Annotated in this window: 18 protein-coding genes; 9 read left to right on the top strand and 9 right to left on the bottom strand. The window is 57.7% G+C overall.

Translation table 11 applies throughout. The features are described 5' to 3' along the window. Nucleotides 1-8: 8 nt before the first annotated feature. A complete protein-coding gene (locus FIU93_RS21980) occupies nt 9-7,616 on the bottom strand; it encodes a type I polyketide synthase (protein WP_209010199.1) in 7,608 nt (2,535 codons plus the stop codon). Nucleotides 7,617-7,985: 369 nt separating this feature from the next. Continuing rightward, a complete protein-coding gene (locus FIU93_RS21975; protein ID WP_022999432.1) occupies nt 7,986-9,524 on the bottom strand; it encodes a trimethylamine methyltransferase family protein in 1,539 nt (512 codons plus the stop codon). A gap of 348 nt (nt 9,525-9,872) precedes the next feature. Here FIU93_RS21975 and bmt point away from each other — a divergent pair, with 348 nt between their 5' ends. Both bmt and FIU93_RS21965 read left to right on the top strand, forming a co-directional pair. Continuing rightward, nucleotides 9,873-10,901 (top strand): betaine--homocysteine S-methyltransferase, encoded by a 1,029-nt coding sequence (gene bmt / locus FIU93_RS21970; protein WP_152506749.1) that lies wholly within the window; start codon nt 9,873-9,875, stop codon nt 10,899-10,901. A 230-nt stretch (nt 10,902-11,131) separates the two neighbouring features. Then, nucleotides 11,132-12,475: a ferredoxin reductase family protein gene (locus tag FIU93_RS21965; RefSeq protein ID WP_152506748.1), complete on the top strand. Its 1,344-nt coding sequence runs from the start codon at nt 11,132-11,134 to the stop codon at nt 12,473-12,475. 40 nt (nt 12,476-12,515) lie between these two features. Here the strand turns inward: FIU93_RS21965 and FIU93_RS21960 are convergent, their stop codons facing one another. After that, nucleotides 12,516-13,514: a hypothetical protein gene (locus FIU93_RS21960; RefSeq protein ID WP_152506747.1), complete on the bottom strand. Its 999-nt coding sequence runs from the start codon at nt 13,512-13,514 to the stop codon at nt 12,516-12,518. A 155-nt stretch (nt 13,515-13,669) separates the two neighbouring features. Between FIU93_RS21960 and FIU93_RS21955 the strand changes: the two genes are divergently transcribed. Beyond that, nucleotides 13,670-14,095 carry a PaaI family thioesterase gene (locus FIU93_RS21955; RefSeq protein ID WP_173017379.1) on the top strand — a complete coding sequence of 142 codons (426 nt, stop codon included), beginning with the start codon at nt 13,670-13,672 and terminating at the stop codon, nt 14,093-14,095. Nucleotides 14,096-14,121: 26 nt separating this feature from the next. Here the strand turns inward: FIU93_RS21955 and FIU93_RS21950 are convergent, their stop codons facing one another. Then, nucleotides 14,122-15,330 carry a GGDEF domain-containing protein gene (locus tag FIU93_RS21950; RefSeq protein WP_173017378.1) on the bottom strand — a complete coding sequence of 403 codons (1,209 nt, stop codon included), beginning with the start codon at nt 15,328-15,330 and terminating at the stop codon, nt 14,122-14,124. A gap of 326 nt (nt 15,331-15,656) precedes the next feature. On the opposite strand from FIU93_RS21950, the gene rplM reads away from it, so the two are divergent. From rplM to FIU93_RS21935, 3 genes are all read left to right on the top strand, one after another. Continuing rightward, the gene (gene rplM / locus FIU93_RS21945; protein ID WP_006935155.1) at nt 15,657-16,124 is read left to right on the top strand and encodes a 50S ribosomal protein L13; all 468 of its coding nucleotides are present in this window, start codon (nt 15,657-15,659) and stop codon (nt 16,122-16,124) included. 2 nt (nt 16,125-16,126) lie between these two features. Next, complete coding sequence (gene rpsI, locus FIU93_RS21940) at nt 16,127-16,603, top strand: 30S ribosomal protein S9 (RefSeq protein WP_022999426.1); 477 nt, start codon at nt 16,127-16,129, stop codon at nt 16,601-16,603. 135 nt (nt 16,604-16,738) lie between these two features. After that, complete coding sequence (locus FIU93_RS21935) at nt 16,739-18,154, top strand: MATE family efflux transporter (protein ID WP_209010198.1); 1,416 nt, start codon at nt 16,739-16,741, stop codon at nt 18,152-18,154. Nucleotides 18,155-18,162: 8 nt separating this feature from the next. On the opposite strand, the gene FIU93_RS21930 is transcribed toward FIU93_RS21935, so the two are convergent. After that, nucleotides 18,163-18,609 (bottom strand): helix-turn-helix domain-containing protein, encoded by a 447-nt coding sequence (locus FIU93_RS21930; RefSeq protein WP_051990147.1) that lies wholly within the window; start codon nt 18,607-18,609, stop codon nt 18,163-18,165. Between the two features lie 70 nt (nt 18,610-18,679). On the opposite strand from FIU93_RS21930, the gene FIU93_RS21925 reads away from it, so the two are divergent. Next, the gene (locus tag FIU93_RS21925) at nt 18,680-19,903 is read left to right on the top strand and encodes an MFS transporter (protein WP_152506745.1); all 1,224 of its coding nucleotides are present in this window, start codon (nt 18,680-18,682) and stop codon (nt 19,901-19,903) included. A 44-nt stretch (nt 19,904-19,947) separates the two neighbouring features. Here FIU93_RS21925 and guaD read toward each other — a convergent pair whose 3' ends face one another. The 3 genes from guaD to FIU93_RS21910 all read right to left on the bottom strand — a co-directional run bounded on the left by guaD (nt 19,948) and on the right by FIU93_RS21910 (nt 22,662). Then, nucleotides 19,948-21,243 (bottom strand): guanine deaminase, encoded by a 1,296-nt coding sequence (gene guaD / locus FIU93_RS21920; RefSeq protein ID WP_152507666.1) that lies wholly within the window; start codon nt 21,241-21,243, stop codon nt 19,948-19,950. Between the two features lie 182 nt (nt 21,244-21,425). Then, nucleotides 21,426-21,611, bottom strand: coding sequence for a hypothetical protein (locus FIU93_RS21915; RefSeq protein ID WP_152506744.1), 186 nt, complete (start codon nt 21,609-21,611; stop codon nt 21,426-21,428). A gap of 103 nt (nt 21,612-21,714) precedes the next feature. Beyond that, on the bottom strand, nt 21,715-22,662 hold the full coding sequence (locus FIU93_RS21910) for a cation diffusion facilitator family transporter (protein ID WP_022999420.1): 948 nt from the start codon (nt 22,660-22,662) through the stop codon (nt 21,715-21,717). Nucleotides 22,663-22,948: 286 nt separating this feature from the next. Between FIU93_RS21910 and speB the strand changes: the two genes are divergently transcribed. Next, entirely contained in the window at nt 22,949-23,911 is a 963-nt protein-coding gene (gene speB, locus FIU93_RS21905; protein ID WP_152506743.1) for an agmatinase, read from the top strand. 18 nt (nt 23,912-23,929) lie between these two features. Then, on the top strand, nt 23,930-24,574 hold the full coding sequence (locus FIU93_RS21900; protein ID WP_152506742.1) for a hypothetical protein: 645 nt from the start codon (nt 23,930-23,932) through the stop codon (nt 24,572-24,574). Between the two features lie 35 nt (nt 24,575-24,609). Here FIU93_RS21900 and FIU93_RS21895 read toward each other — a convergent pair whose 3' ends face one another. Continuing rightward, nucleotides 24,610-25,215, bottom strand: coding sequence for a DUF6653 family protein (locus FIU93_RS21895; RefSeq protein WP_152506741.1), 606 nt, complete (start codon nt 25,213-25,215; stop codon nt 24,610-24,612). Nucleotides 25,216-25,353 lie beyond the last annotated feature (138 nt).

The following is a 25,353-nucleotide window of genomic DNA, read 5'->3' as shown; positions in this document are numbered from 1 at the left end:
GATGCCGCTTACAGGAAGGAACCAAGTTCGCGGCTCTTGTTCTCAACTTCGGCAGCAATGTCGGAAAGATCTTCCGTTTCCTGACGCTGGTCATCCACGTGCAAGCTGGCGAGCTGCTGCGTTTCATCCGAAATTCCGGAGGCATTTTCTTCGCCCAGAACCCGGTTTGCAACACGGCTGGACAGGTCGATCAACGTCGCTCCGTTTGCGAGAGACATCAATGGAATGTCGATCCCCAGCTGCCGTTCCGCACTCATGCGCAGCTCGAGAGCCATCAGGGAATCCATGCCGATGTCCGACAGCGGCTTGTGCGGATCGATCTCTTCAGGTGCAATCCGCAGGATCTTGCCGATTTCGGCGGCCAGAAGCTTGGCAACAGTCTGTGCGGCAGTGACCTGATCCATGCCTTCCAGCATGGCTGCAAGGTCGATCGCTCCGTCCGCACCGGTTTCGTCCTCGTCACCAAGGCCAAGCAGACCGACCAGAGGTGTGCCGACCAGTGCCAGATCCTTGCGTGCCGCCTGCCAGTCGATACGCGCATATCCAAGCGCCGCAAGGCCAACGTCTTCCTGCGACGGCTGCACCATAAGGGCCATGAGCCCGTCGAGCGCTTCCTTGGCAGTCAGGGCATGGCGTCCGAGCTTGCGGGACAGCATCTCGTTGACTTCTTCGTTGCGGGCCAGATACCCGGCGTCGGAGATTGCACCCCAGGCGACAGCAAGGCCTGGCCGGCCTTCGGCCCGGCGTTTGCGTGCAAGACCTTCCAGGTAGCCGTTGGCGGCGACGTAGTTGGCCTGACCAGGGTTGCCGACAAGGGTCGTGGCGGACGAATACAACACGAAATGATCGAGCGGATCGTCGGATGTCAGTTTGTCCAGCAGTTCCGCGCCGCGGACCTTGGGCGCCAGCACTTTTGTCAGACCGTCATGATCCATGTTGGCGATCAGCACGTCATTCAGCACCATCGCCGTGTGGAACACGCCCTTGATCTGATGTCCTTCAGCCCGGATCTCTGCAAGCGCCTTCTTGATTGCTGCTTCGTTGGTGATGTCGCAGGCATAACCCTTGATCGAGATGCCGCGCTTGGTCAGTTGCGCGAGAACCTCCTGGGCATCTTCACTTGAAGCGCCCCGGCGGCTGAGAACCGCAAGCGACTTGGCACCGTGATCGGCAAGGCGGTTGAGCAATGCTGCACCGAAGCCGCCGAAGCCACCGGCAACGACGTAAACAGCCTCACCGTCAAACGAGATCTCGCGCTTGGTCGGCACGTTTTCGGGAACCGCGGGCGGGCGGATCACGATCTTGCCGATATGGCCCGCCTGCTGCATCAGTCGGAAGGCGTCGACCACATCTGCGGCTTCGAACAGGCGATGCGGCAAGGGACGTAGCGTGCCCGCTTCGAATAGCTCGACAAGTTTGACAAACAGGTCGACGGCCAGCTTTGGCTGACGGGTCAGAAGCTGGTCGGCATCGATGCCGAAGTAGGTCAGGTTCTGACGGAACGGACGCAGGCCGATCCGGGTGTTGCCGTAGTAGTCGCGTTTGCCCAGTTCCAGGAAGCGGCCGAACGGTTTCAGAACCTCAATGCTGCGTTCCATGGCTTCGCCGAACAGCGAGTTGAGAACCACATCGACGCCTTCGCCGGCAGTTTCTTCCATGACTGCGTCAACGAAAGCCAGACTTCTGGAGTCCAGAACGACATCTGCCCCGAGCAGCTTCAGGGTGTTGCGCTTGTCTTCGGACCCTGCAGTCGCAATGATTTTCGCACCACGCCACTTGGCAATCTGCAAGGCGGCCAGGCCGACGCCACCGGCGCCACCGTGGATCAGGACCGTTTCCCCTTTAGAGAGAGCCGCCAGATGCACAAGGGCATAATAGGCCGTGAGGAAGGTGACCGGGATCGTCGCAGCTTCTTCCGCGGAAACCGTGCTCGGCATCGGCGCACAGCCACTTTCGTCGACCGTGACATGAGATGCAAAGCAGGCCGGGGCGAAGGTGATGACCTTGTCACCCGGTCGGAAGCGGGTCACGTCCGGACCACAGCCCACAACATGACCACAGCACTCCATGCCGAGTGTCGGTCCGGCAAAGCCATCTTCGAGAGCTTCTTCCGGCAACAGGCCAAGTGCCCACATCACATCGCGGAAATTGAGTCCGCTGGCTTCAACGGCGATTTCCACGTCCTTGCCTTCAAGCGGCTTGCGCTCAACGGCGTGCCAGGAGAGCTGGTCCAGGGAGCCTTGGCGCAGGATATCCAGCCGCATGGCGGGTTTGGCGCCTTCCGGCAACGTGACGTTTGATAGGACGCCACCTTTTACAAGGCGGATACCGGAACGGGTTTTGCTGTCGAGAACGATTTCCCGCTCGCAATTTGCTACCAGGATTTCGTCGGCCACACGTGCAGCAGCTATCCCTGGCTCCAGATCCGGTGAGACGTCGATCAGCTTCAGGTTCGCGTCCGGGTATTCGTTCATGACCACACGGCCAAACGCCCAGATCCCGGCTTGCTCGGGAGCGGCTGGCTTGCCACCGGCAATATCCTGCGCGCCGGCTGGTGCCAGAACCGTGAATTCGCCGCCGTTTGGTCCCAACGCCTTGAGAAGTGTCATCAGGCTGAAGGCACGACTATCGACAGATGCGAGAGCGTCGGCCGGGGCAGCATAGGCACCAAGCAGGTGAACGACCCGGCCGTTATGTGCGGCAACAAGCGCGTTGAGCGCTTCGTCGGCTACCTGGGCATCAACTTTGTCGCCAAGCGCAACACTCCAGATGTCATCGCCGAGCTGTTCGGTAACTTCTCCTGGAACAAGAAGGGTGGCTGTATGACCTTTTCGGGTCAGGCAAGCCTTCAGACCTTCGGCGAGACGGTGAGACGCGCCCTCTGAGCTGGTCAGGAGAAGATATTTTTTCTTCTCGGCTTCAGCTTCCGGTGCTTCTTCGTCGGTGTCCGATGCTTCTTCAGCGCGATCACCCGCACGCGCGCACAGGAGATCGGCTTCAATCAAAGTGCTCTTCAGCGGTACGGTCTGGACCTCGGTCAAACCGGCAGCTTCCAGCGTCTTGGTCCAGTCTGCCTGTTGCCTGGAAATCGGGAACTCGGCAGTTGCGCCTTCGTCCCACCACGACGAGCCGACGCCCATGATTAGGTCGGTGAGCGGATGAGGCAGCGGTTCTGCGCCAAGCACCAGCCCGCCCGGAACGATGGATTTCGTAAAACGCTTCAGCGCGTCGGCATCGATTTCCGCAAGAGACGTATCGAACAGCACGATGTCGAAATGCCGGTCGAAGGTAAAGGATGCTTCGCCTGGTTCAACAAACTCGGTCGCCGAACTGCCCTGCCACAAACGCTCGCCCCTGCCAACTGCGGAGGACGTTGCATCTGTTACGGTCAGCGCCATGTAGGTGGGATCAAGCGCAGCATCGATCGCCGCAGCGAGGCCACCGTTTGCCCCAACCAGAAGGACCCTTAGTGCCTGGTCACTTGGCCAGCTGGAAATCAGGCTTTGCACACCAGACTGCAGGGCCGACGACAGGGCTCGCTTGCCAGGAGAGGAGGAGCGGTAGGCGTCGAACAGGCTGGAAGAATATTCCTTGCCGGAAGCTTCCTGAAGGCCGAACTTCAGGATATCGGACAAACCCGTCCAAAGTCGTGCCAGCAATGCTGCCTCGGCGATATGTTCTCCGCCGCCATCGGTCAGGGCTTGCAGAAGCGCCGATGCATCTGGATTGCCAGACGGATCCGTGAGTTCAAAACCTTCGTCACTTTCCGTGCACAGCCCGCTCTCGGCCAGCCAGCCAAAGAGACTTGCTGCAAGCGGCACTGCCGTTTCATGCAGATCGCCGGCCGCGACAAGCGACGCCAGTTCAATTTTCCGATCTGCGAAAAGATCGAAAAGAGTCTTGTGCGCAATCGTGCGACCCAGCGCTTCGATCAGAACACGGCTGTCGTCGAGTTCCTGGTCGTCGGCGCCTAGAAGGTCCAGATTGCCTGCCAATGAAGGCAAGCCTTCGAAGGTTTCCTGAAGCGGCGAGATACGGTCCTGCGCAGGAAGAAGCGTCGCAATCTGGCGGTAGACCAGATCGTCGGGACGTGTGTCCTGTCCAAGAGTAACCGCCTTGAACCGGGTCTTGGTCAAGCGGGCGATTGTCAGGCCTTCGGCATCCAGGAACTCGAAGTTTGCTTCGATCGAGCGCGGAGACGCCTTTGTGACTTCGATACGCACGGAAGCCGGCAGGGTTTCCGGTGCCAGAAGACGCAAGGTGCCAAGTCGGATCGGCAGGAAGGATGTGTTTTGCGGAACGTCCTCGACACCATCCAGGAGCGCAAACAGGCCATGGAAACCGGCATCCACCAAAGTCGGGCAGAGCGAGAACGAGTAATCTGCGAGGCTCTCGTCCTGCGGCAACAGCATAACGGTCGCGCTGGTATTCGAGTGCTTGACCACTTTATCGGCACGGCGGAAAGCTGGACCGTAATTCAGGCCAAAGCTCTTGGTGACCGTGTAAAGCGTTTCGTGATCGAGTTCCGACAGAACGCTGTCGCCGGGTTTCGCCCATGGGGTCCTGGAAGTCGTTGAAGGCGTCAGGAATGTTCCCCGGGCATTCAAGGACCAGTCGTTGTCGGACAGGCGCGGTCGAGACAGGATCTCGACCACATGATCGTCAGGCGAGATACGGACCTGGGTTTCCCAGACTTCATCGCCTTCGATCACCAACGGACGAAGAATGTCGAAGTCGCGCAATTCGATCTGGTCGCTCCGGCTCCACCGGAGCGCTGCGCGCAGGCTCATCTCGATATAGCCCGCGGCCGGATAGACGATGCTTTCCTCGACCTTGTGATCCTGCAGGAAGGGCAGGGAACCGCTGTCAATGTGGTTGAACCACTCCGCAGTGTCCTGACGCAGACGGTATCCCAGCAGCGGCCAGGTCTGACCGAACATGAAATCGACGCGTTCAGGGCTGTTTTCCGGGCGATACTCGGAGTTCTGCCAGGGGTAGGACGGGAGCGGAACCAGATGCCCTGGGCGTTCGCCGACAAACCGGATCAGGTCAGTCTGGCCGCCATGTGCCACAACGGATGCGGCGATCCTGTCAAGCGGATTGCCTGCTGCGGCAGCTGCTTTCTTGGAAGGTTCCTTGAGCGTTTCAAGAACCTTGGCCTTCTTGCCTTTGGCCCGCAGGACGTCGTTTACATAGGTGCCGAGAACAGGCTTGGGACCGATCTCGATCAGGACAGAGAAATCATCTGCTGCCATGTTTTCCATGGCGGCGGCAAACCGGACTGGCTGACGAACGTTGTGCCACCAGTATTCGGCATCAACGCGGACATCGCGTTCATCTGGCGTAACCGTCGAATAGAATGGAAGCGACACGTCTGTGGGCGCAAGACCATCCAATGCAGCAAGCAGAGGCTTTTCGATCGGGTCAACCAGAGCGCTGTGGAACGGATACGCCAGGTTCAGGCGCCGCATGGCCCACTTTTTCTTGCGGGCAAACTTCGCAAAAGCATCCAGGCTTTCGCTGTCGCCGGAAATTGTAACGCTTCGCGGACTGTTGTCGGCAGCGAGTTCAAGTCTCGGCAGTCCGCTTTCCGCGATGGCGGCAACTGCCTGATCTGCCGGCAGAAGCAAGGCAGCCATGGACCCGAGATCCCTGACGACTTCCTGTTCGCTGGAACGGGCACGGATGACGCGGACTGCTTGTTCGAGGTTCAGGGCGCCTGCACACCAGGCTGCGGCAACTTCACCGACCGAATGACCTGCGGTCCCGGCAGCGGTAATGCCGCGCTGGCGCAGTGATTCCACAATGCCGACCTGAATAGCAAACAGAAGCGGCTGCGCGATTTCGGAGCGCTCAAGATCGGCTTCAAGGTCTTCTGCAAAAAGCGTTGTGACGAGCGACCAACCGCTCAGACCCATGAAGATCTTGTCGACCTTGTCAAAGGCGGTCCGGAATGGCGTGTCGGCCTGGTAGGCTTCCTGACCCATACCGGCCCATTGAGACCCGTTTCCGGAAAAGACAAACCCGACCTTCGCGTTCGACTTGATGACGCTGCCAGACACGACTTCTGCGTTTTCATCGCCGCTCTCTGCGAATGAACGCAGTGCGTCGAGTTTTTCCGCCTTGGTCTTGCCGAGAACAACAAGTCGCTCAGAAAGCAGATCGCGACCGTGGGCACTCGAGGCAATCACATTGCCGGCTGTTTCATCCGCCTCGTTGTCGAGACGTTCGGCGAACTTGCCGGCTAGTTGCTGCAGGGCTTCCTTGGACCGGGCACTGATGACCAGCGGCGCGTCAACCGGTGCTGTCGAAGCTTCGGCGGTTTCAGGATCGGGATCGCCTATGACGGCGTGAGCGTTCGTGCCACCGAAACCGAAGGAATTGACCCCTGCAAGTCTGCGGGTGCCATTGCGCTCCAGGGAAACGGCTTCACCGGCAACCTTGAGGTTCAGTTCGTCAAACGGAATATCCGGGTTTGGATTTCTGAAGTGCAGCGACTGCGGCAGGAGGTCTTCTCGCAGCGCCATTACCGATTTCAGAAGTCCGACCAGACCGGAAACAGGCTCAAGGTGACCGACGTTGGTCTTGACGGATCCGATGGGCAGCGCCTTGTCGCGTTTCTGGCCGATAACCTTGCCAAGCGCATCAGCTTCTGCAGGGTCGCCAACGCGCGTACCGGTGCCGTGGGCCTCGACGAAGGCAAGATCCGTGGGGTTGATTTCAAGGCCTTCGTAAATTTCTCGCAGAAGGTCTGCTTGTGCATATGGGGACGGAAGCGACAGGCCGACAGTGCGACCGTCGGCATTGATGCCGGTTGCAAGCAGTTTGCCGTGGCTCTTTGCACCTTCCGGAATGCCAGCACGCGCAGCACGCAGAACGACTACTGCGCCGCCTTCGGAGCGCACGTAACCATCGCCATTGGCGTCGAATGCCTGGCAGAGGCCTGTCGGCGACAGCATTGTGGCGCGGGAGAAGCCGACAAAGGCAAACGGGCTGAGCAGAAGGCTGACGCCGCAGACGATCGCGGTATCGATCTGGCCGGACTCGATGGCGGAAACCGCTTCGTGCAATGCGACGATGGAAGAGGAGCAGGCGGTGTCGACCGTGAAGCTCGGGCCTCTGAGGTCGTAAATGTAGGAAATGCGGTTGGAAACGATCGACAGCGTGTTGCCGGTCATGAACTGCATGTCGGCCATGGCCGGATCGACCAGGAAGCGATGGTGGTAATCGAGAGACGACGCACCTACATAAACGCCGGTGTTCGAGCCGGCCAGGTCACTGGGGCGGATATTGGCGTGTTCCAGAGCTTCCCAGACCAGTTGCAGCAGCAATCGCTGCTGCGGATCCATCTGCACGGCTTCACGCGGAGAAACACCAAAAAAAGAGGGGTCAAATCCCCACACATCATCCAGCTGCCCGGCAGCCCAGGTGTAGGTCTTTCCAGACGTGCTTTGGACCGGGTGTCCGAAGCGGGCCAGCGGCCAGCGGTCTTTGGAGACAGACGTAACTGCGCATTCGCCGTTTTTCAACAATGACCAGAATTCGGCAGAATCGTTGGCGCCGGGAAGGCGGGTAGAATAACCAAGAATATCGATATTTGATGTAAGCGACGCCACAGAACAACCTGTTTTTATTAGTTGGGTACAGTCAAGCTATTGATTTTCATAAGAAAACTTACAGTTTATAAACAGTCATTTCCGCATGCTCCCTCGAGATAAATCGCAGACCGGCGCGACCCAGTCCCAGTGCTGCCATGCGTAAGCTTATCCCATGCCAAACAGCGTTTCCAGCTACCTTGCAAACGCAGGGTTTGGCAACCTTTATCCCATGGAGAAATGCTGGAAAAGGCTAGATACATAAAAAATCGTATTTCTTCTGAGTGTTGTTAAGAAGCGTCGATGCGTTGCAAGAACAGATTTTGAAAATCTCTTGAAAAACAAACGCCCCGCGCGAGGGCGGGGCGTTTTTTGGTGTTCGGCTGCGGATCAGACGTTGCTGTCCGGGAAAGACGCCTTGCGTTCGGTCATGAAAGCCAGCAGCGCCTCGTCGATGCCCGGGTCAAGTTCGGGGCCCGTGTAACCCGCCAATTGTTCCTTCCAGCGGGCATTGGCACGTTGTGCGGCATCCAGTTGCCCGTCTGCGAGCCATTGCTCGTAGGAGTTATTGTCGGCGATCGAGGACCTGAAGAAAGCGCTCTCGAAATTGCGCTGCGTGTGCGCCGCGCCGAGGAAATGGCCACCGGGACCGACTTCCTGAAGCGCGTCCATCGCCAGAGTTTCATCAGAGATTTCGATGCCCTTGGCAAGTACATGCATCATGCCGAGCTGGTCGGCATCCATGACGAACTTTTCGTAGGAAGAGCACAATCCGCCTTCCAGCCAGCCGGCTGCGTGAAGGCAGAAATTCACACCTGATTGCAAGGTGGCCAGAATGGTCTGCGCGGATTCCTGCGCAGATTGCGCATCCGGGCTCTTGGATGCGGTGAACGAGCCACCTGAACGGAACGGCAGGTTGAGCCTGCGGGCGAGTTTTGCTGCCCCGTTGAGAAGCAGGGAGCCTTCCGGGCTGCCGAAAGTCGGGGCGCCGGATTGCATGGAGATCGAACTGACGAAGGCACCGAAAACGACCGGAGCACCGGGACGAATCAACTGGGTCAGGGCACAGCCGGCCAGAGCCTCTGCCAGCACTTGCGACAGCGTGCCGGCAACGGTTACCGGGCTCATGGCACCTGCCAGGATAAACGGCGAAACGATACAAGCCTGATTGTGCTTGGCATAAACCTTGAGAGCACCAAGCATGGTGGCGTCGAAAACCAGAGGCGAATTGGCGTTGATCAGCTGGATCATGACGCAGTTCTGATCGACGAAGTCCTCACCGAAGGTGATCTGCGCCATCTTCACGGAATCTTCGGCGCGTTCCGGTGCGGTGACCGACCCCATGAACGGCTTGTCGGAATATTTGATATGGGAATAGACCATATCGAAGTGCCGCTTGTTGACCGGAAGGTCGACAGGCTCACAGACGGTGCCGCCGGAATGATGCATCCACGGTGACATGTAGGCGAGCTTCACGAAGTTGCGGAAGTCCTCGATCGTGCCGTACCGCCGGCCCTTGTCGAGATCGGTGACGAAAGGGGGGCCGTAGACCGGAGCAAACACAAGATTGTTGCCGCCGATTTCAACGTTGCGCGCAGGGTTGCGGGCATGCTGGGTAAATTGGGAAGGGGCCGTCTTTACCAGCTCCTGAAGCATGCCCTTTGGAAAGCGGACACGTTCGCCGTCGACTTCCGCACCGGCTTCTTTCCAGATACCGATAACTTCGGGGTCGTCACGGAATTCAAGTCCGATTTCAGCGAGAATGCGGTCGGTATTGGCTTCGATCCGTTCCGCGCCTTCATCGCTCAAAATATCGAAGTTCGGAATGTTGCGCGAAATGTAGGGAATGGCCAGGCCGGCAGGTCCGGCTTGCCGGCGCTCGCGGCGGGCGCTTCTTCCTCGACGGCCAGAAGGGGCGGCGTCTGACATCTTATGCTCCCAAGATGATTTTGGTTGCGCGTAGTCTTTATCAGGAGCCCTGACAACCCGGCTCCATAACCGTCGCACAATACCGTAAAAGCGTCATGGCGCTTTGTTGCTTCATTTTCGCCGGAAAGTCCATTGACTTCGCACAGTGAAAAGTGGTTTCGGAATTGGCGACCAAGCGAAGGTCGAGGTCACCTTGCCGTACAGAAATACCGCCTTTACGCCTAACCGCGCAGGCCAGGGCTTCGTAGAAGATAATTTGCGCACATGGATTTCCCGGTGCGGTCTGCTATTGCAGAAACAGGCCTGAAAACGGGCGAAGACGACACCAACAAGACGAAAGACTGCTGAATGTCCAAGCTGGAAGAGCTCCTTGCCCAGAAGGGGGCGTTGCTTGCCGATGGCGCAACCGGAACGAACCTGTTCGAAATGGGTCTCGTTTCCGGTGACGCTCCGGAATTATGGAACACGGATGAACCGGAAAAGATCACTGCGCTTCACAAGTCGTTTGTCGATGCGGGATCCGACATCATTCTGACCAATACCTTCGGCTGCAATCGTCATCGGTTGAAGTTGCACAAGGCGGAGGATCGCGTCAGGGAACTCAACATTGCCGCCGTCAAGCTGGCGCGCGATGTGGCCGAAGCTTCCGGACGGACCGTTCTGATCGGAGGTTCCGTCGGACCGACCGGCGAACTTTTTCAACCTCTTGGCGCACTCAGCTATGAAGAGGGTGTTGCAGCCTTCAAGGAACAGATGGAAGGCCTTGTTGAAGGTGGTGCCGACATTTTGTGGGTCGAAACCATGTCAGCCGTCGAAGAAATGAAGGCTGCCGCTGAAGCAGCGCAGAATTTCGACTTGCCATTGGTCATTACTGCCAGTTTCGATACAGCCGGCAAGACGATGATGGGTCTTTCCCCCAAGGGTCTTGGCGACCTTCAGAGCCAGTTTGCCTGCACGCCCGTCGCGATCGGGTCCAATTGCGGTGTCGGTGCGTCGGATCTGCTGGCAGCGATCATGGACATCACCGAAGCCTATCCTGATGCGATAATCGTGGCGAAAGCCAACTGCGGCATCCCTCAGATCAAGGGCGATGAAGTGGTCTACACCGGAACGCCGGAGCTGATGGCAAAATACGCACACATGGCCCTTGATGCAGGTGCGCGGATTGTCGGTGGCTGCTGCGGCACGTCGCCGATCCATCTGGCTGCAATGCGCGCAGCCTTGGATGCCCACCAGGCGGGTGCCCGGCCGACACTGAACGAGGTGATTGCCGAAATCGGTCCGCTTGTTTCGCCTCCGAACAAGGAAGCTGATGCCGCCCGCGCAGAAAACGACGGTTCGGGCTCCGGTCGGCGCAGGGGTCGCAGGCGCAGCTAGATCTTGCGCTCAAGCCACAAGTCAGGGTTTTAAAAAGGCGCCAATAGGCGCCTTTTTTCGGAGAAAGTCCTGCAACAGTGTTGCAGCTGTCACGTAAGCCCTCTAACGCATCCCGATCGTTTTGCGGAAGGTCGGCAAGTCGCGATGATGCATGAGCAGGAACTGCGCGCCGTCCGATCCGCAAGCTAACGGAACCGCTTCGAGCCTGAAGCCAGAAACGGACACATGTTTTGCGCCCTGTTGGACTTGCACTGATTGCTCTGGCTGCCCTGATCCCTCTTTTCTGGTTCACCCCGTTGGCTGCGTCGCGAGATCCGGTGGCGCTTTTCAGCCAGTATCTTGGAACCGCTGCATTGATCGTGATGGGGATCAACCAATTCCTGGCGACGCGCATACCGGGGCTGGAATTGGTGTTCGGGCCGCTCGACCGGATCTACGTTTTGCACAAATGGCTCGGCATCATCGCGATGGTGGGCCTGGGACTGCACGACATCATCGATGCGGATATGGACGGTTTGCGTGGTGGGCCGCTGGCCGACGCTGCTGAAGACATCGGTGAGGTTAGCCTTTACGGTCTTCTGATCCTGGTGCTGGCATCCGTCATCACCTTCATTCCCTACCACTTGTGGAAGTGGAGCCACCGGCTGATCGGCGTCTTCTTTTTCATGGGAGCATTCCATTACTTCTTCATTGAAAAGCCGTTTGCGAACGCAGACCCGCTAGGGCTTTACGTTTCTGCGTTCTGTGTGCTCGGCCTTGTTTCCTATGTCTGGATGTCTGTTCTGCGGCCGTTGGCACCACGTGGCCACGCCTACAAGGTTGCCTCCGTTCGTCACACCAATGGCCTGACGGAAGTGCTCCTGGAGCCCAGGGGGCGAGGGCTGAAACATGTGGCCGGACAGTTCGCCTTCCTTTCGGTAACGGGAGGAGGCTTGACGGAGGAACATCCGTTTACACTCAGTGCCGCGCCACGCGATGACAGGTCGCTGCGTTTCACGATAAAGGATCTCGGCGACTACACCAGCCGCCTGTACCGCGAGCTGAAGGTAGGTATGGAGGCTACGGTTTCCGGTCCTTATGGCAATTTCTCGATGCCGTCTGGACGGGATCCTCAGGTCTGGATTGCCGCCGGTGTCGGAATAACTCCCTTCCTTGCGTTTGCGCAGAGCCTGAAACACCGGGAGAGCGGGCCGATAAAGCTCTACTATTGTGTGCGCGAGCGTGGCGACATTCCATATGTGGCTGACCTTCAGCATTTGGCCGAAGAAACCGGCAAGCTTGAGCTGATGATCGTCAATTCGCTTGAAGGCGTCAGGTTGACGCCCGAACGGATTGTCGAAGACCTGAAGGGCGACTTACGCAATGCCCATGTCTTCTTTTGCGGGCCTGCGTCCCTTCGCAAGACACTGAAGAGCAGCCTCGTGTTGAAGGGCTTGAGAGCCAGCCGTTTTCACTTCGAGGAGTTTCAGATGCGAACCGGTATTGGCCTGGGCAGACTGGCGGTCTGGCTTTGGGATCGGGGAATTTACGCAATCGAAAAACGCCGCGCCGAAAAGACACAGCCAGCAGAATAGGGCCTCCGACCTGCGAAAGCCCGCTTCGTGCGGGAAGGGCTTATCGCAGCCAGGGAGCTGTTGCACTCCAGAAGATGATGTCAACGCCAAGATAGTCGGTCGCGAAATTGATAAATTCCGAACGGGTAAAGGTCTTGCCCGTTTCCGGATTGATATACTCCAAAGTGGGCTCCTGGATTGCCATCGCGATGACCGGCAATTTGTCCCGGAATTGGTGAAAGAAGGGGTAGGAATTCTTCATCTGTGCCTTTCGGTGCGGAACGATATCGGGACCGCCCAGACTGATTCCGAGTTCGGCTGCTTTTTCGAAACTGCGCTGCATGTAGCCTTCACTGTTTTCCCACTCGCATGGCCAGAAGTTGACGTATTGAACGACATGGGATGCCTGGAACGCTTTGCGCGCATGGACCATGTTTTCCAATGTCGCGTTGAAATAGGCGTCGCAACTGAAGCCCGTCTCGTCCTTGCGTCTGTCAACGTCGATCGAGCTTTCCGGCAGGTTGAGGCCTTCGATGCGGCCATCGAACTGGTCCGCAAGGGCGGTCAATAGAGCCTGGTAACGGGAGCGAACCGCTTCATTCCATTGAACGGCTATCCAGCCTTCTGGTGTCGGGGTTTCGGCTTCACTGTCGTCCACCTGCCGGGCAAGGCCGCCTGCATAGAGCGGATCCTTCAGCAAATAGTCCGGCACAAAGCGAGCACCTTCCCAGAAGAAGCGGTCCTGAAGTTGGAGAAAAAACGCCTTGTCGTATTTTTGGGCTACGGCGAGGTCCCACTCGATTGCGGAAAAGTCATAACGACCTTTTTCCGGTTCGAGCATTCGCCAGTTGTAGAGGATCTGAACGCCCGAAATCGCTGGATTGTGCAATAGCTCACGTGTCTCGGAAAACGCACCTGCACTGGTGTAGAGGTAATGTTTGACGTCGGCCACGGCGATACCGGGGAACGTCATTATCGAGGCAGCCGCAACAAGCGATGGCAAGGGGCGAAGGCTGCGAACGGAAAATACTTTGCGCAAGGCTGCAATCAGTCTGATCAATTGAAGACCCTCACTATTCAAAAACGAAAACCTGACAGAGGACTGAAGTGAGGCCCTTGTGTGTCTGGATCCGCTTTTGCCCAAGAAACGAATTGACGTGAACGTAAGATGAAATCAGATTATGGATTGAAAAAGAAAGTGGTAGGGGAGGCTACATGACACCGGTTATGACTGAGGCCGAAATCATGGAAATGCTGGACAAGGAATTTCCGCAAATCCATGCAGGTGGTCGTGTTTATGCGATCGACAGCGTCTCACCCGGGAAAGCGGTCCTGCGCCTTTCCGCCAACGAGCTGCACCTGCGCCCGGGGGGCACAGTCTCCGGTCCTTCCATGATGGCGCTTGCCGACCTGGCCGCTTACGTCGTGATCCTGGCTCATATTGGCCCGGTTGCGCTTGCCGTGACCACAAATCTCAACATCAACTTTCTGAGGAAACCTGAGGCGGGAGATCTTCTTGCCACGTGCCGCCTGTTGAAACTCGGCAAGCGTCTTGCCGTTGTCGATTGCGAAATTGCAGCTGAGGGACAGGAAGAACTCGCGGCTCATGCCACGGCGACCTATTCCGTTCCTCCCCGCTGATAGTATCCGGACTGGCGGCCTCGATGTCAGGCTGATTGCCTGCCGTCATCCTGCGCAAACAAGTCTTCCAGGTCGGTCGTGTATTCGACGACCTGTCCGCGTCCACGTCTCTTGGCAGCGTAAACCGCCAGATCCGCCCGGTGGATGGCGGTTTTTTCGGTGTCCTGATCTGTGGTCAGATAGGCCCCGACGCTCAGGCTTGGAACATACGACTTGTCTTCATAGACACAGGGTGCTTTTGCCCCTTCCATGACACGACCATAGAGTTTGCGAAAATTTTCCTGCGATATGTTGGAAGCGATGACCACGAATTCGTCGCCGCCGAACCGGCCGACGATGTCGTCCTTGTTACGCGTGCTGGCTTGAAGAATGCGGGCAATATGTTTCAACAGACGGTCACCGCACACATGGCCGAACTGGTCGTTGACTTGCTTGAAGAAGTCGACGTCCACGAAAAGGACACCCATGCCTGCCGAACTGGCTGGTGTCGCGAATTTCTCCTTCAGGATTTCTGAAATGGAGTTCCGGTTAAATACACCGGTCAACTGGTCGTATCTCGTAAGATCCAGAAGCCGCTGGTCTTTTTTCCTGAGCTGGTTCGTTCGATAAACGTAGGCAGAAGCAGGTATCGCGAGCAGCACGGTCGTTCCGATGATCAGTACCCAGCTGATTTGTTGAAACGCTTCTTCAAGCGCATCATTCAGCGGGCCGACATCGACGTAGACTTCTATCGTGCCCAGCAGTCGGCCGTCAGGCGTCACGGCTGGCACATAGGATTCTATTATGGCTTCGTGCTGTTCGTTTTCTTCCTCTGTGTCGTCGTGATGGAGGAAGAATTGAGGTACTCCGGTCTGGAACGTTTCCAGTGCGGTCTGGCTGAAAGACGTGATTTCTTCAACGCGTCCATCTGTTGAAAGGAATGTCCGGTGACCCTCGGCATCGAATAGCTCGAAGTGTATGGTGTCGATCATTGCAAAGGAATCGGCCAATCGAGCAAGGTCCTCGGGCACAACCGTATCGGTGTTGAACATCTTTTCTGCATTCGGAATGGTGCGGAAGAAATTTTCAGACCATTTCATGGCCTTGACTTCGGCATTTTGCGTTATCGATCTGTGAACCTGCCAGTCCAGCAGAAAGTGCACCGCCGAAGCGATACCGGCAAGCAGGATCAAACCGGCAAGAATGGCGGCACTCAGGGGTTTCGTCAGTGTCGTCCTGACTTTGGCAAACGTCATGTGCACAGCTTTTAAGTTTGTTTCTTTGCCGCCCATCATGGCGGTTCAGCTTTAAGCTGGCGTAAAATCGACTACAGAATTTCCGGGGTTTCGCCTTAACCAGCCGTATTTGGCGCGCATTTGCCGGATCTAATTTACGGTATTATAATACCGTTTTTTTAACTTATTGAAAAATATAAGAAAATAAGAGAGGTGGTGAAAATATCGTGCTTGACGCTTATTCTGCGTGAGCGTATAAGCGCCCCCGAACGAAATTTCGGTCCGTTCGCTGGCTTGTTACAGGCCGCGCGGGCCTTTTCTTTAACCGACCAGTACGGATCAATCTCATGAAGACCTTCTCTGCCAAGCCGGCTGAGGTCGAGAAAAAGTGGATCTTGATCGACGCAGAAGGAATGGTTGTCGGCCGTCTCGCCGCATTCATCGCCAATCACCTGCGTGGCAAGCATCTGCCGACCTTCACGCCTCACATTGACACCGGTGACAACGTCATCGTCATCAATGCCGACAAGGTTGTGTTCACCGGCCGCAAGTACGACAACAAGAAGTACTACTGGCACACCGGCCACCCGGGCGGCATCAAGGAGCGCACCGCACGTGCAATCCTCGAAGGTCGTTTCCCGGAGCGCGTCCTGGAAAAAGCCGTTCAGCGCATGATGCCGGGCGGTCCTCTGTCCAACAAGCAGCTGAAGAACCTCAAGGTCTACGCTGGTCCGACCCACCCGCATGAAGCTCAGTCGCCGGAACTCGTCGACGTCAAGGGCCTCAACGCAAAGAATGATGGCAAGAGGGCTTAACGATGGCTGAGCTGCAATCCCTGGAAGAACTGGGCGGTGCGGTCGAAACCGCTGCCCCCGAAGCTCCGGTCCATGTCCAGAAGCTGGACGCCAATGGCCGTGCATATGCAACCGGCAAGCGTAAAGACGCTATTGCCCGCGTCTGGATCAAGCCGGGCACCGGCAAGATCGTGATCAACAAGAAGGACTACACCGAGTATTTCGCTCGCCCGGTTCTTCAGATGATCCTTCAGCAGCCGATCATGCTGACCGACCGTGCGGGCCAGTACGACGTTATCGCAACGGTTACCGGTGGTGGTCTGTCCGGTCAGGCTGGCGCTGTGCGTCACGGCCTGTCCAAGGCTCTGACCCACTATGAGCCGGAACTGCGTGCGGTTCTGAAGAAGAACGGCTTCCTGACCCGCGACAGCCGCGTTGTCGAACGTAAGAAGTTCGGTAAGCGCAAGGCACGCCGGTCGTTCCAGTTCTCCAAGCGTTAATCGCTGGATCTGGAAGTTACCAGTTCGAAAAACCCGCCGGAGCGATCCGGCGGGTTTTTTGTTGGCATCAATGCCTGCTAGGGCTTTGGCACGTTTGCAGCCACCCATGAGGAGGACAATCCGCTGAGTTCGAATGTGAAAGATCAGGCAACCGCAACCCAGGCAAAATTTCTGTCTGGAAGTCTGTTTCGCCATGTGACCGTGATGTCCCTGACCGCGTCTATCGGTCTGATGGCGATCTTTGCTGTCGACTTTGTCGACATGATCTTCATTTCCATGCTGGGCAAGGCGGAACTGGCGGCGGCGGTCGGATACGCCGGCGCGATCCTTTTCTTCACCACCTCGTTCAACATCGGCGTTGCCATTGCCGCCGGTGCGCTGGTGGCCAGGGCATTGGGGGCAGGGGACAAAGAGGAGGCACGGCAACAGGCTTCCAACGCTCTTACGACGGGGGTCCTTTTCAGCGCGGTCTTTGCACTGGCCGTTTGGATTTCTCTTGGGCCGCTTGTCACGTTGATCGGCGCAACCGGTCAGACCCATGATCTCGCAGTTCATTACCTGGCAATCATCGTTCCGACGTTGCCTCTCCTGTTGCTCGGCATGGCAGGTGGAGCCGTTCTGAGAGCGCATGGCGATGCCCGGTGGGCGATGATGTCGACCATTGTCGGCGGGCTGGTGAATGCAGTGCTTGATCCGATTTTGATCTTCGGCTTCGACCTGGAACTGACAGGGGCAGCAATAGCCAGCGCAGCATCCCGCGTCGCCATTGCCGTATTCGCGCTGGTACCGATCTTTCGCTACCACGGCGGCCTGACATTGCCGCGCCCGAAGGCCTTGTTCAGGGACATGTCGCCAATTGCCGCGATTGCCTGTCCAGCAATTCTCACCCAACTCGCAACACCGGTGGGGCAGGCCTGGGTAACCCGATCAATGGCCGAATTCGGTGAAGAGGCCGTCGCAGGCATGGCGGTTGTCGCGAGAATGTCGCCATTGGCCTTTGCAACCATCTTTGCGCTGTCCGGAGCCGTGGGGCCCATCGTGGGGCAGAACTATGGGGCGGGACGGTTTGACAGGGTGCGTGACACGCTGCGCGAAGCGCTTTTGTTTACGGCACTTGTGGTCGGCCTGGCCGCGCTGGTTCTGTTCATGCTTCGTGAACCGATCGCGCATCTGTTCGAGGCCGAAGGTGTTGCCCTGACCCTGATTTTCCTTTTCTGCGGTCCCTTGGCGCTGGCCTTCTTTTTCAATGGCGCCATCTTTGTTGCGAACGCCTGCTTCAACAATCTGGGCCGGCCGTTCTATTCAACCATGCTCAACTGGGGAAGGCACACGGTCGGTACGATTCCCTTCGTCTGGATCGGGGGAGCGCTGTATGGGGCGCCTGGTGTCCTGATCGGTCAGGCAGCCGGAGGCGTCTTGTTCGGTGTCGCTGCCATCCTCATCGTGCGTGGTGTCATTCGCTCCGTCGAGGAGCATCATGAGAAGCCGCGAGAACCGGGGCTCTTTCAGCGTCAGGCGCGTCAGGTCATCCTGTTCTTTTCAAGAAGGTAGCCGGTCAATCACATTCGACCCGGTTTGACCGGAGGCAACTTGTGTGTGACGCGCTCACTTCGGCTTCTTCGACCACTGATACGGATCAGCTGCTGGAACTTCGGGCATTCCATGTGTGACGGTGCAGGACAGTCGGCGACGTGACGGATCATGTCGCGAAGTGCTTCCAGCGTGTGGATTTGTCTGTCGAGTTCATCTGCTCTCATGTGAAGACCGGGCCGTGAGAGGGCGGGGCGGCCGTCGGAGCCGAACATTGACTTGATCTCTTCCAGCGAAAAGCCGCCCGTCTTGCCAAGCGTGATCAGGGCAAGCTGATCCAGCACCTCCGGTCCGAACAGGCGCTTCAGCCCCCGGCGACCGACGGACGTGATCAAACCCTTTTCCTCGTAGTGGCGAATGGCCGATGCAGCGATGCCCGTTTGCTTCGATACTTCGGAAATATCCATTAATTTCATCTATTGACCTCAAGTCGACTTGAATTTGTAGGCTGTGCTCCTGGCTTTCAAAAGGCAAGGAAAAACCACTATGTCTTCTCAACCTCGATCAACAGGTCGACCGCTCTGGCTGGAAACAGCAGCAATCGCGCTGCTGATGACGGCAACCTTGAAAATCATGGCAAATGCGACCATCAGCCCGGCGCTTCCGGCGCTCGAGGCAAGCTTTCCGGATGAACCCGCGGCGGCCTATCTGACCCGCTTCCTGGTCGCAGCGCCGTCGCTGTCCGTTGTTCTGATCGCACCGTTCGCCGGACTGGCGGCAGACAGGTTCGGAAGAGGTCCGCTGCTGCTGGCTGGCGTTCTTCTTTTTGCCTTTGCCGGCAGCGCTGGAGCCTACCTGCCGGACCTGCAGTCGATCCTGGTGAGCCGTCTTTTGCTGGGTGTTGCGGTCGCCATGACGATGACTGCGCAGGTTGCGCTGGTTGGGGACCTGTTTTCCGGTCAGCGCCGAAGTGCCTTCATGGGATGGCAGACGGCGGCGATCAATTTCAGTGGCTTCCTGTTCATCGGCTTTGCCGGTTGGCTTGCAGGCCTGTCTCCACGTTTGCCGTTCCTGGTCTATATGTTGCCCGTTCTGCTGGTGCCGCTGTTGCTGCCGATCCTGCAACAGGAAAGAAACACTCGCCGCGAGAGTGCGGCCAGCACAGCCGCAAATGCAGACCTTGCCCCGCAAAAAGGATGGCTTGTGCCCGCACTGGCTGTTGGCCTGCTGACCATGGTCACCATCATGTTCTTTTTCCTGATGCCCAGCCAGTTGCCGTATTATCTGGATGAAAACGGCATCGATAGCGCTTCTGGAACGGCAATGGGGCTAGGTGCATTGACACTGACCGGAGGCCTGGTTGCGATTGCCTACAAAAGGATCAGCTCCCTTGTCGGCCTGTCTGCGTCTTTCGGCATCGGCTTTGTGTTGATGGGGCTGGGATTCGCCATTCTTTCGATAGACGCTCTCTGGCCGCTCATCCTCGGCGGTGCTGCGCTGGTCGGGGCGGGTTATTCTCTCGTGCAGCCGTCGTTTCTGCTGCTTGCGTTGCAAGTCGCACCGGAAGAACGGCGTGGCAGCGTTTCGGGCATCGTGACGACAGCAATGTTTCTGGGCCAGGTCGTTTCGCCGCTGGTCCTGACAATGCCCATTCAGGACTTCGGTTTTGCCACTGTCTACCGGGGAACAGCGCTGGCGTTGGTCCTGTTTGCCGTTGCGGGGTTCAGCTTGTTGCTGTTTCGCCCGTTCAGGCCAAGGCACGCTGGCTGAGGCGGCCAAAAGCCGGGGCATTTAGGTGTGCCCCGGCCAAGGTGTCAGGACTTCAAGGCTTTACCCGCTGCATAGGTTTCAACGACAGCACGATCATCGCCAAGGGTTTGCAGCACGAAAAGCTCTTCCGACAGACTTTCTGCAGTCTCCATCCGCAAGGCCATCGGTTGGGTCGCACGCGCATTCAGGACTACAAGGTCTGCATCTGTGCCCGGCTCCAGTGTGCCGATCCTGTCTTGCAGTGAAAGCGCTTCGGCGTTGCCGAGCGTTATCCAGTGGAAACAGGCGAGCGGGTGGAGGCGCTGGCGCTGGAGCTGCAGAACCTTGTAGCCTTCGTCGAGCGTGCGCAACATGGAATAGTTTGTGCCACCGCCAACGTCGGTGGCGATGGCCGTGCGAACGCCAGCCTGCTCCAGTCCGGCCTTGTTGAAGAGACCGCTGCCGAGGAAGAGATTGGACGTCGGACAGAAAACGGCAACGGAGCCGGTTTCCCGCATGACACCCAGTTCCCGGTCGTTCATATGGATGCAGTGACCGAGCAAGGTCTTGCGGCCGAGCAGGCCAAACCCTTCGTAAACGCCAAGATAGTCTACCGCTTCCGGGTAGAGTTCGAGCGTGTAGGCGATTTCGTTGTGGTTTTCGTTGATGTGGGTCTGCAAATGGCAGTCCGGATATTCCCTCAACAATGTTCCGGCAGCTTCAAGCTGCCCGGGTGTCGACGTGATTGCAAAGCGCGGGGTGACGACATAATGCGTCCGTCCGCGTCCATTCCATTTTTTCAGCAAAGCCTTGCTGTCGTCATAGGCGCTTTGAGCGGTGTCGCACAGATCGGCAGGCGCGTTCCTGTCCATCATCGTCTTGCCACCCAGCATCAACATGCCGCGCCGTTCCGCCTCTTCGAAATAGGCGTCGACCGAGGCGGGGTGGCTGGAACAATAGGCGGAGGCCGTCGTGGTGCCGTGGGCAACCAGCGCGTCATAAAAGGCCTTGGCGATCCGTTCCCCATGAGCCTTGTCCGCAAACTTCATTTCTGCCGGGAACGTATAGTCCTTCAGCCAGTCCAGCAGTTGGTCCGCCCAGGACGCAATCACCTGTGCTTGGGGGAAATGGATATGGGTATCGATGAAGCCGGGCAGGATCAGATGTGGCCGATGATCGATGATGGCCGTTCCTTCATCTGCGGAAGCAGCAACGTCCGCAAACTCGCCGCAAGCAGCAATCTTGCCGCCACGAAGCAGAAGGGCACCGTCCTCGATATAGCTGTAAGCGTCCGTGTCATCCGGCCCTTTGGGGGCGGTGGAGAAAGAAAGCAGCCTGCCGCGCAGGATCTTCGGGGTCATGTCTGCCACGGCAGGAATTCCTCATGGAGGTGGACCGGCAATTGCCAGTTTGTTCCTCGTTTTAGTCCTGGAGGCGCAAGGCGACAACGGTCCCGTGTCGGTATCCCGTGGATCGCCGCGCAATCCGAAGAAAGACGGGAAATAATCCGGAGGACAAAATCTGTGTGTGAGGCAAGCCGACTTTATTGCCCGGATCCTGTCAGGGAAAATAGCGCTCCACCCAGGGCTGCCAGTGTGGCGAGAATGGCAAGACAGGCATAAAACGTGAAAATGGTGGCCGCACCTTCCAGAGGTGCAGTGTTTTCGTTTCTGGCGTTCCAGGCCGTTGGTGCCGGGTCCTGCGCCGAATTTCTGTCATAGCCAGCCATCCTGACTTCAGGCTAACCGGCAAGAGATAATCTCGCGTAAACGGTTGGGGACTTCAAAACAGCGGCAATGATCGGGAAGGGTGTGCTCAGAAATCTCAGAGACTCAGGAGCCTTCAGTTACCTCGATCGTCACGTGGCCGATGCCATGCCTTGTCTTCAACCGCTCTCGGATTTGCTGCAAAACGGCATCCGGACTGTCTTCCGGTTTCAAGATGGCATGCATGGTGGCATTCACCTTGCCTTCGGCCAGCGACCAGAGATGAATGTGATAAACGTCGGCAAGGCCAGGGACTTCATGCAACAGATCGGTTTTCAGGGTGTCCCTGTCGATGTCTGCCGGTGCGCCTTCCAGCAGGATATGCGCGGACTGGCGCATTACCGCGACCGCAGAACGAACAATCAGCACAGCGACGAAAACCGACAGGATCGGGTCAATCGGGTACCAACCCGTGAAATAGATGACGATAGCGGCCGCGATCGCCGCAACGGAGCCGAGTAGATCGCCGAGCACGTGCAGGATCGCAGAGCGCATGTTGAGCGATCCGTCACCGCCACGCTGCAGAATGAAAAAGGCGCCGATATTCACCAGAAGGCCGATTACGGCAATGATGAACATCGGGCCTGCAAGCACGGTCTCCGGCTCCATGAAGCGCCCGGCAGCTTCCACGCAGATCCAGCCTGTCACCACCAGCAGGAATATGGAATTGGCGAAGGCAATCAATACCGGCAACCGGTCGCGGCCATATGTTAGCCGGGCATCTGCAGGTTTCTTTGATTGCTGAAAGGCCCACCAGGCCAAACCCAGTGATGCGGCATCCGTAACCATGTGGACGGCGTCTGCCATCAGCGCCAGAGACCCTGAAAGCCAGCCACCGATCAGCTCCGCAAACATGAAGGCAGCAATCAAAAGACCTGCCCACGCAACAGCGCGGGCGTTCTTGTCCGTCACTTCAGGGGTGTGATCATGGTCATGCCCTTGACCATGATCATGGTCGTGAGAATGGCGCTGCGCACCGCCGCCGGCATGGTCGTGATGGCCGCTGTCGCTCATGGCTGTGATCCTTCCTTTGCAGGGAGAGGTAGGCGACCTGATCTTTCGACATATCCCCACGGTTGACAAGAAGCGGAACAGGAACAGCACCAAAGAGACGGGGGACAAGTTCTGGTTCAACACTCTGTAGCGGGCCTTGCGGCTCGGGATTGGCGGGACGATCCATCGCTGGTAAAACCTGAAAGACCGTCCTCGGGTGTCCGGTAAATGACACACCCGGCAGTCCGTGCCGCTTGATCCGGAGCGGCGCAAAAATCCTGCCACACCAGACTTCAAGGAAATTGTCATGTCAGCAGAATTGCCGCGGGAAACCGACAACGCATTTCTGGGTAAATCGGTCAAGGGCGGTTCGCATGAACCGACCTATGCAGGCGCGCTGTCCTTCATGCGCCGCCGCTATAGCCGCGATCTGACCGGGATTGACCTGGCGGTTTGGGGCATCCCGTTTGATGCCTCTGTTTCCAACCGTCCGGGGGCTCGGTTCGGTCCTCAGGGGGTGCGCCGCGCATCCGCCATTTTCGACGGCGACCCGCAATATCCGTTCGAAATGGACCCTTTCGAGGTTCTTGCCTGCGTGGACTACGGCGACTGTGTTTTCGACTATGGCCGCAACGCTGATATTCCCGGACACATCCAGTCTCAGGCCTCTGATATTCTGGCTTCCGGGGCGCATCTGTTTTCCATCGGTGGCGATCATTTCGTCACCTATCCGCTTCTCAAGGCGCATGTGGCCAAACATGGCCCGCTCGCCCTGGTGCAATTCGATGCCCATCAGGACACCTGGAACGATGAAGGCGACCGGATCGACCACGGCACCTTCACTGGACGCGCCGTGCGAGAAGGCCTTATCGACCCAGACCGTTCGATCCAGATCGGCATCCGTACCCATGCTCCCGAAACTTGCGGGCTGGAAATCATTCTTGGCTATGAGATGGACGAATTGGGTATCGGCGGCGTGGTCGACAGGATCAAGGCCCGGGTGGGCAATGGCCCGGCCTATATGACATTCGACATCGATTGCCTTGACCCGGCGTTTGCGCCCGGTACCGGTACGCCTGTTTCCGGCGGCCTGTCCTCTCGCGAGGCATTGTCGGTCCTGCGTGGGCTGGGGTCATTGAACTTCGTCGGCGGTGATGTCGTCGAAGTCGCACCGGCTTATGACCATGCCGATATCACCTCGATTGCCGGCGCTAGCGTCGCGCTGACCTATATTGGCCTGCTTGCTGAAAAGCGGAAACAGGCAGGCTGAGGCCAGAACAGGGGCAACATGGAAACGAACCTCAGCTTCCGATTTGTCAAAACGCCGGGCAGCATGCCGTTGCCGCCCGGTGTCGCCAGGCAGTTCAAGGTGTTTGGCACCGGGCAAAGTCTGGAGGAAGCACCTGCCATGGTGTTCGAACTGGACAAGCCGCACATGAGAGGCGTCACAAGCATCCGCATCGGCCCACAGACTGCCTGGGCACTCGAGTGCAGATCCAGGTCCGGTACTGGCAGCTGGGAACTGAGGACCGATGCCGACGTCAGCATCGGACAAATCGGGGGACGAGGACCTTTGAAGCAGGGCTGGCAACTGGAAGTGCCTGGAAGCAATGTTCAGTTCAGCCTTGCCAACCCTGACAGTGTTGCCAAACAAACCGTCCGCACGATGCTTGGTGGCGACACGGAAGCTCTGGTGCTGTTGGCAGACGGCAATCCAGTGGGGACGCTGGTCCGCAAACATCGGGATCAGGCAGAAGGCAAGAAAGCCGGTTTGCTGTCAGGTTTGAAGAGATTCGTGACTGGCAGGGATTGGGTGCTCGACATTCACGAGCCGGATTTGAGCAGCAAGATCGCGGGTCAGGAGCAGCAAGTTGCGCTTGCCGCACTTGGTCTGGTCGCCATCGTGAGTCTGGAGTTGAGCACAGCCGACTGAACAGCGACCCGCTTCAAGGAGACATTCAAAGGAAATCAGCCGTGTTTGCTACGCGCTGCCTTCCCGGGAAGGTTGTCGTTGTGCGGAACAGCAGTCCAGAACCGGTACAGCGGGGTTTTGTCCTTCATGGTCTGGTAAAGCTGGATCAACTTGCCGAAGCTGACGAATTGGGCCGCATACGCAACGGCCAGACCTGTCAGCGACAGGATTGGCGATGACAGGAAGCCGCCGAGCAACGCAATCAGCCCACCCATCCAGAAAACGAGATAAAGCGTTGTTATCCGGGCACTGTCGGTGGCGGGAACGGGGAGGAACAATCTGTTGAGCCAGATCTTTTCTCCAAAGCTCACTCGTTTGGCCCAACTGGAGGCTTTGCCGGTTTCCCCAACAAGCCTGGGGACAGCGATCACGCCTGCCAGTACCGCAAAAGCGAGCAGAAGTGCGCCCCAGACACCAAGCCAGGCTTGCGTCCACAAGGCACCGGTCAACATGCCAGGTGCGAGTATCTTCATGAAAGTTGCCAGGGCAGGCGCTGGCTTGCCGGTCGCTGCTTTGGGCAGAAGAACGGGAGCTCTCAGGCCATTGGCATCTTTCAATGCCGGACGGGCAAGGGGGCTCGGGTGACGTTGCGTGGTTTGCATATGCTGAAGCCGGCCTTTCGGATATTCGGCAATCTTACCCGGCGAAACGGGGACTTGGCAAACAACATTCTGTCGCAAGCAACAGTAAAGATCGTGAAAAGTACCTAGGTCAGAGATCGGTATCACTAAGTATTTGAA

Origin of the sequence: Labrenzia sp. THAF35 (assembly GCF_009363595.1) — a bacterium.
Classification (GTDB): Bacteria; Pseudomonadota; Alphaproteobacteria; order Rhizobiales; family Stappiaceae; genus Roseibium; species Roseibium algicola.
The sequence above is the reverse complement of the archived record's forward strand: the minus strand, read 5'-3'. Positions and strand labels throughout refer to the sequence as shown.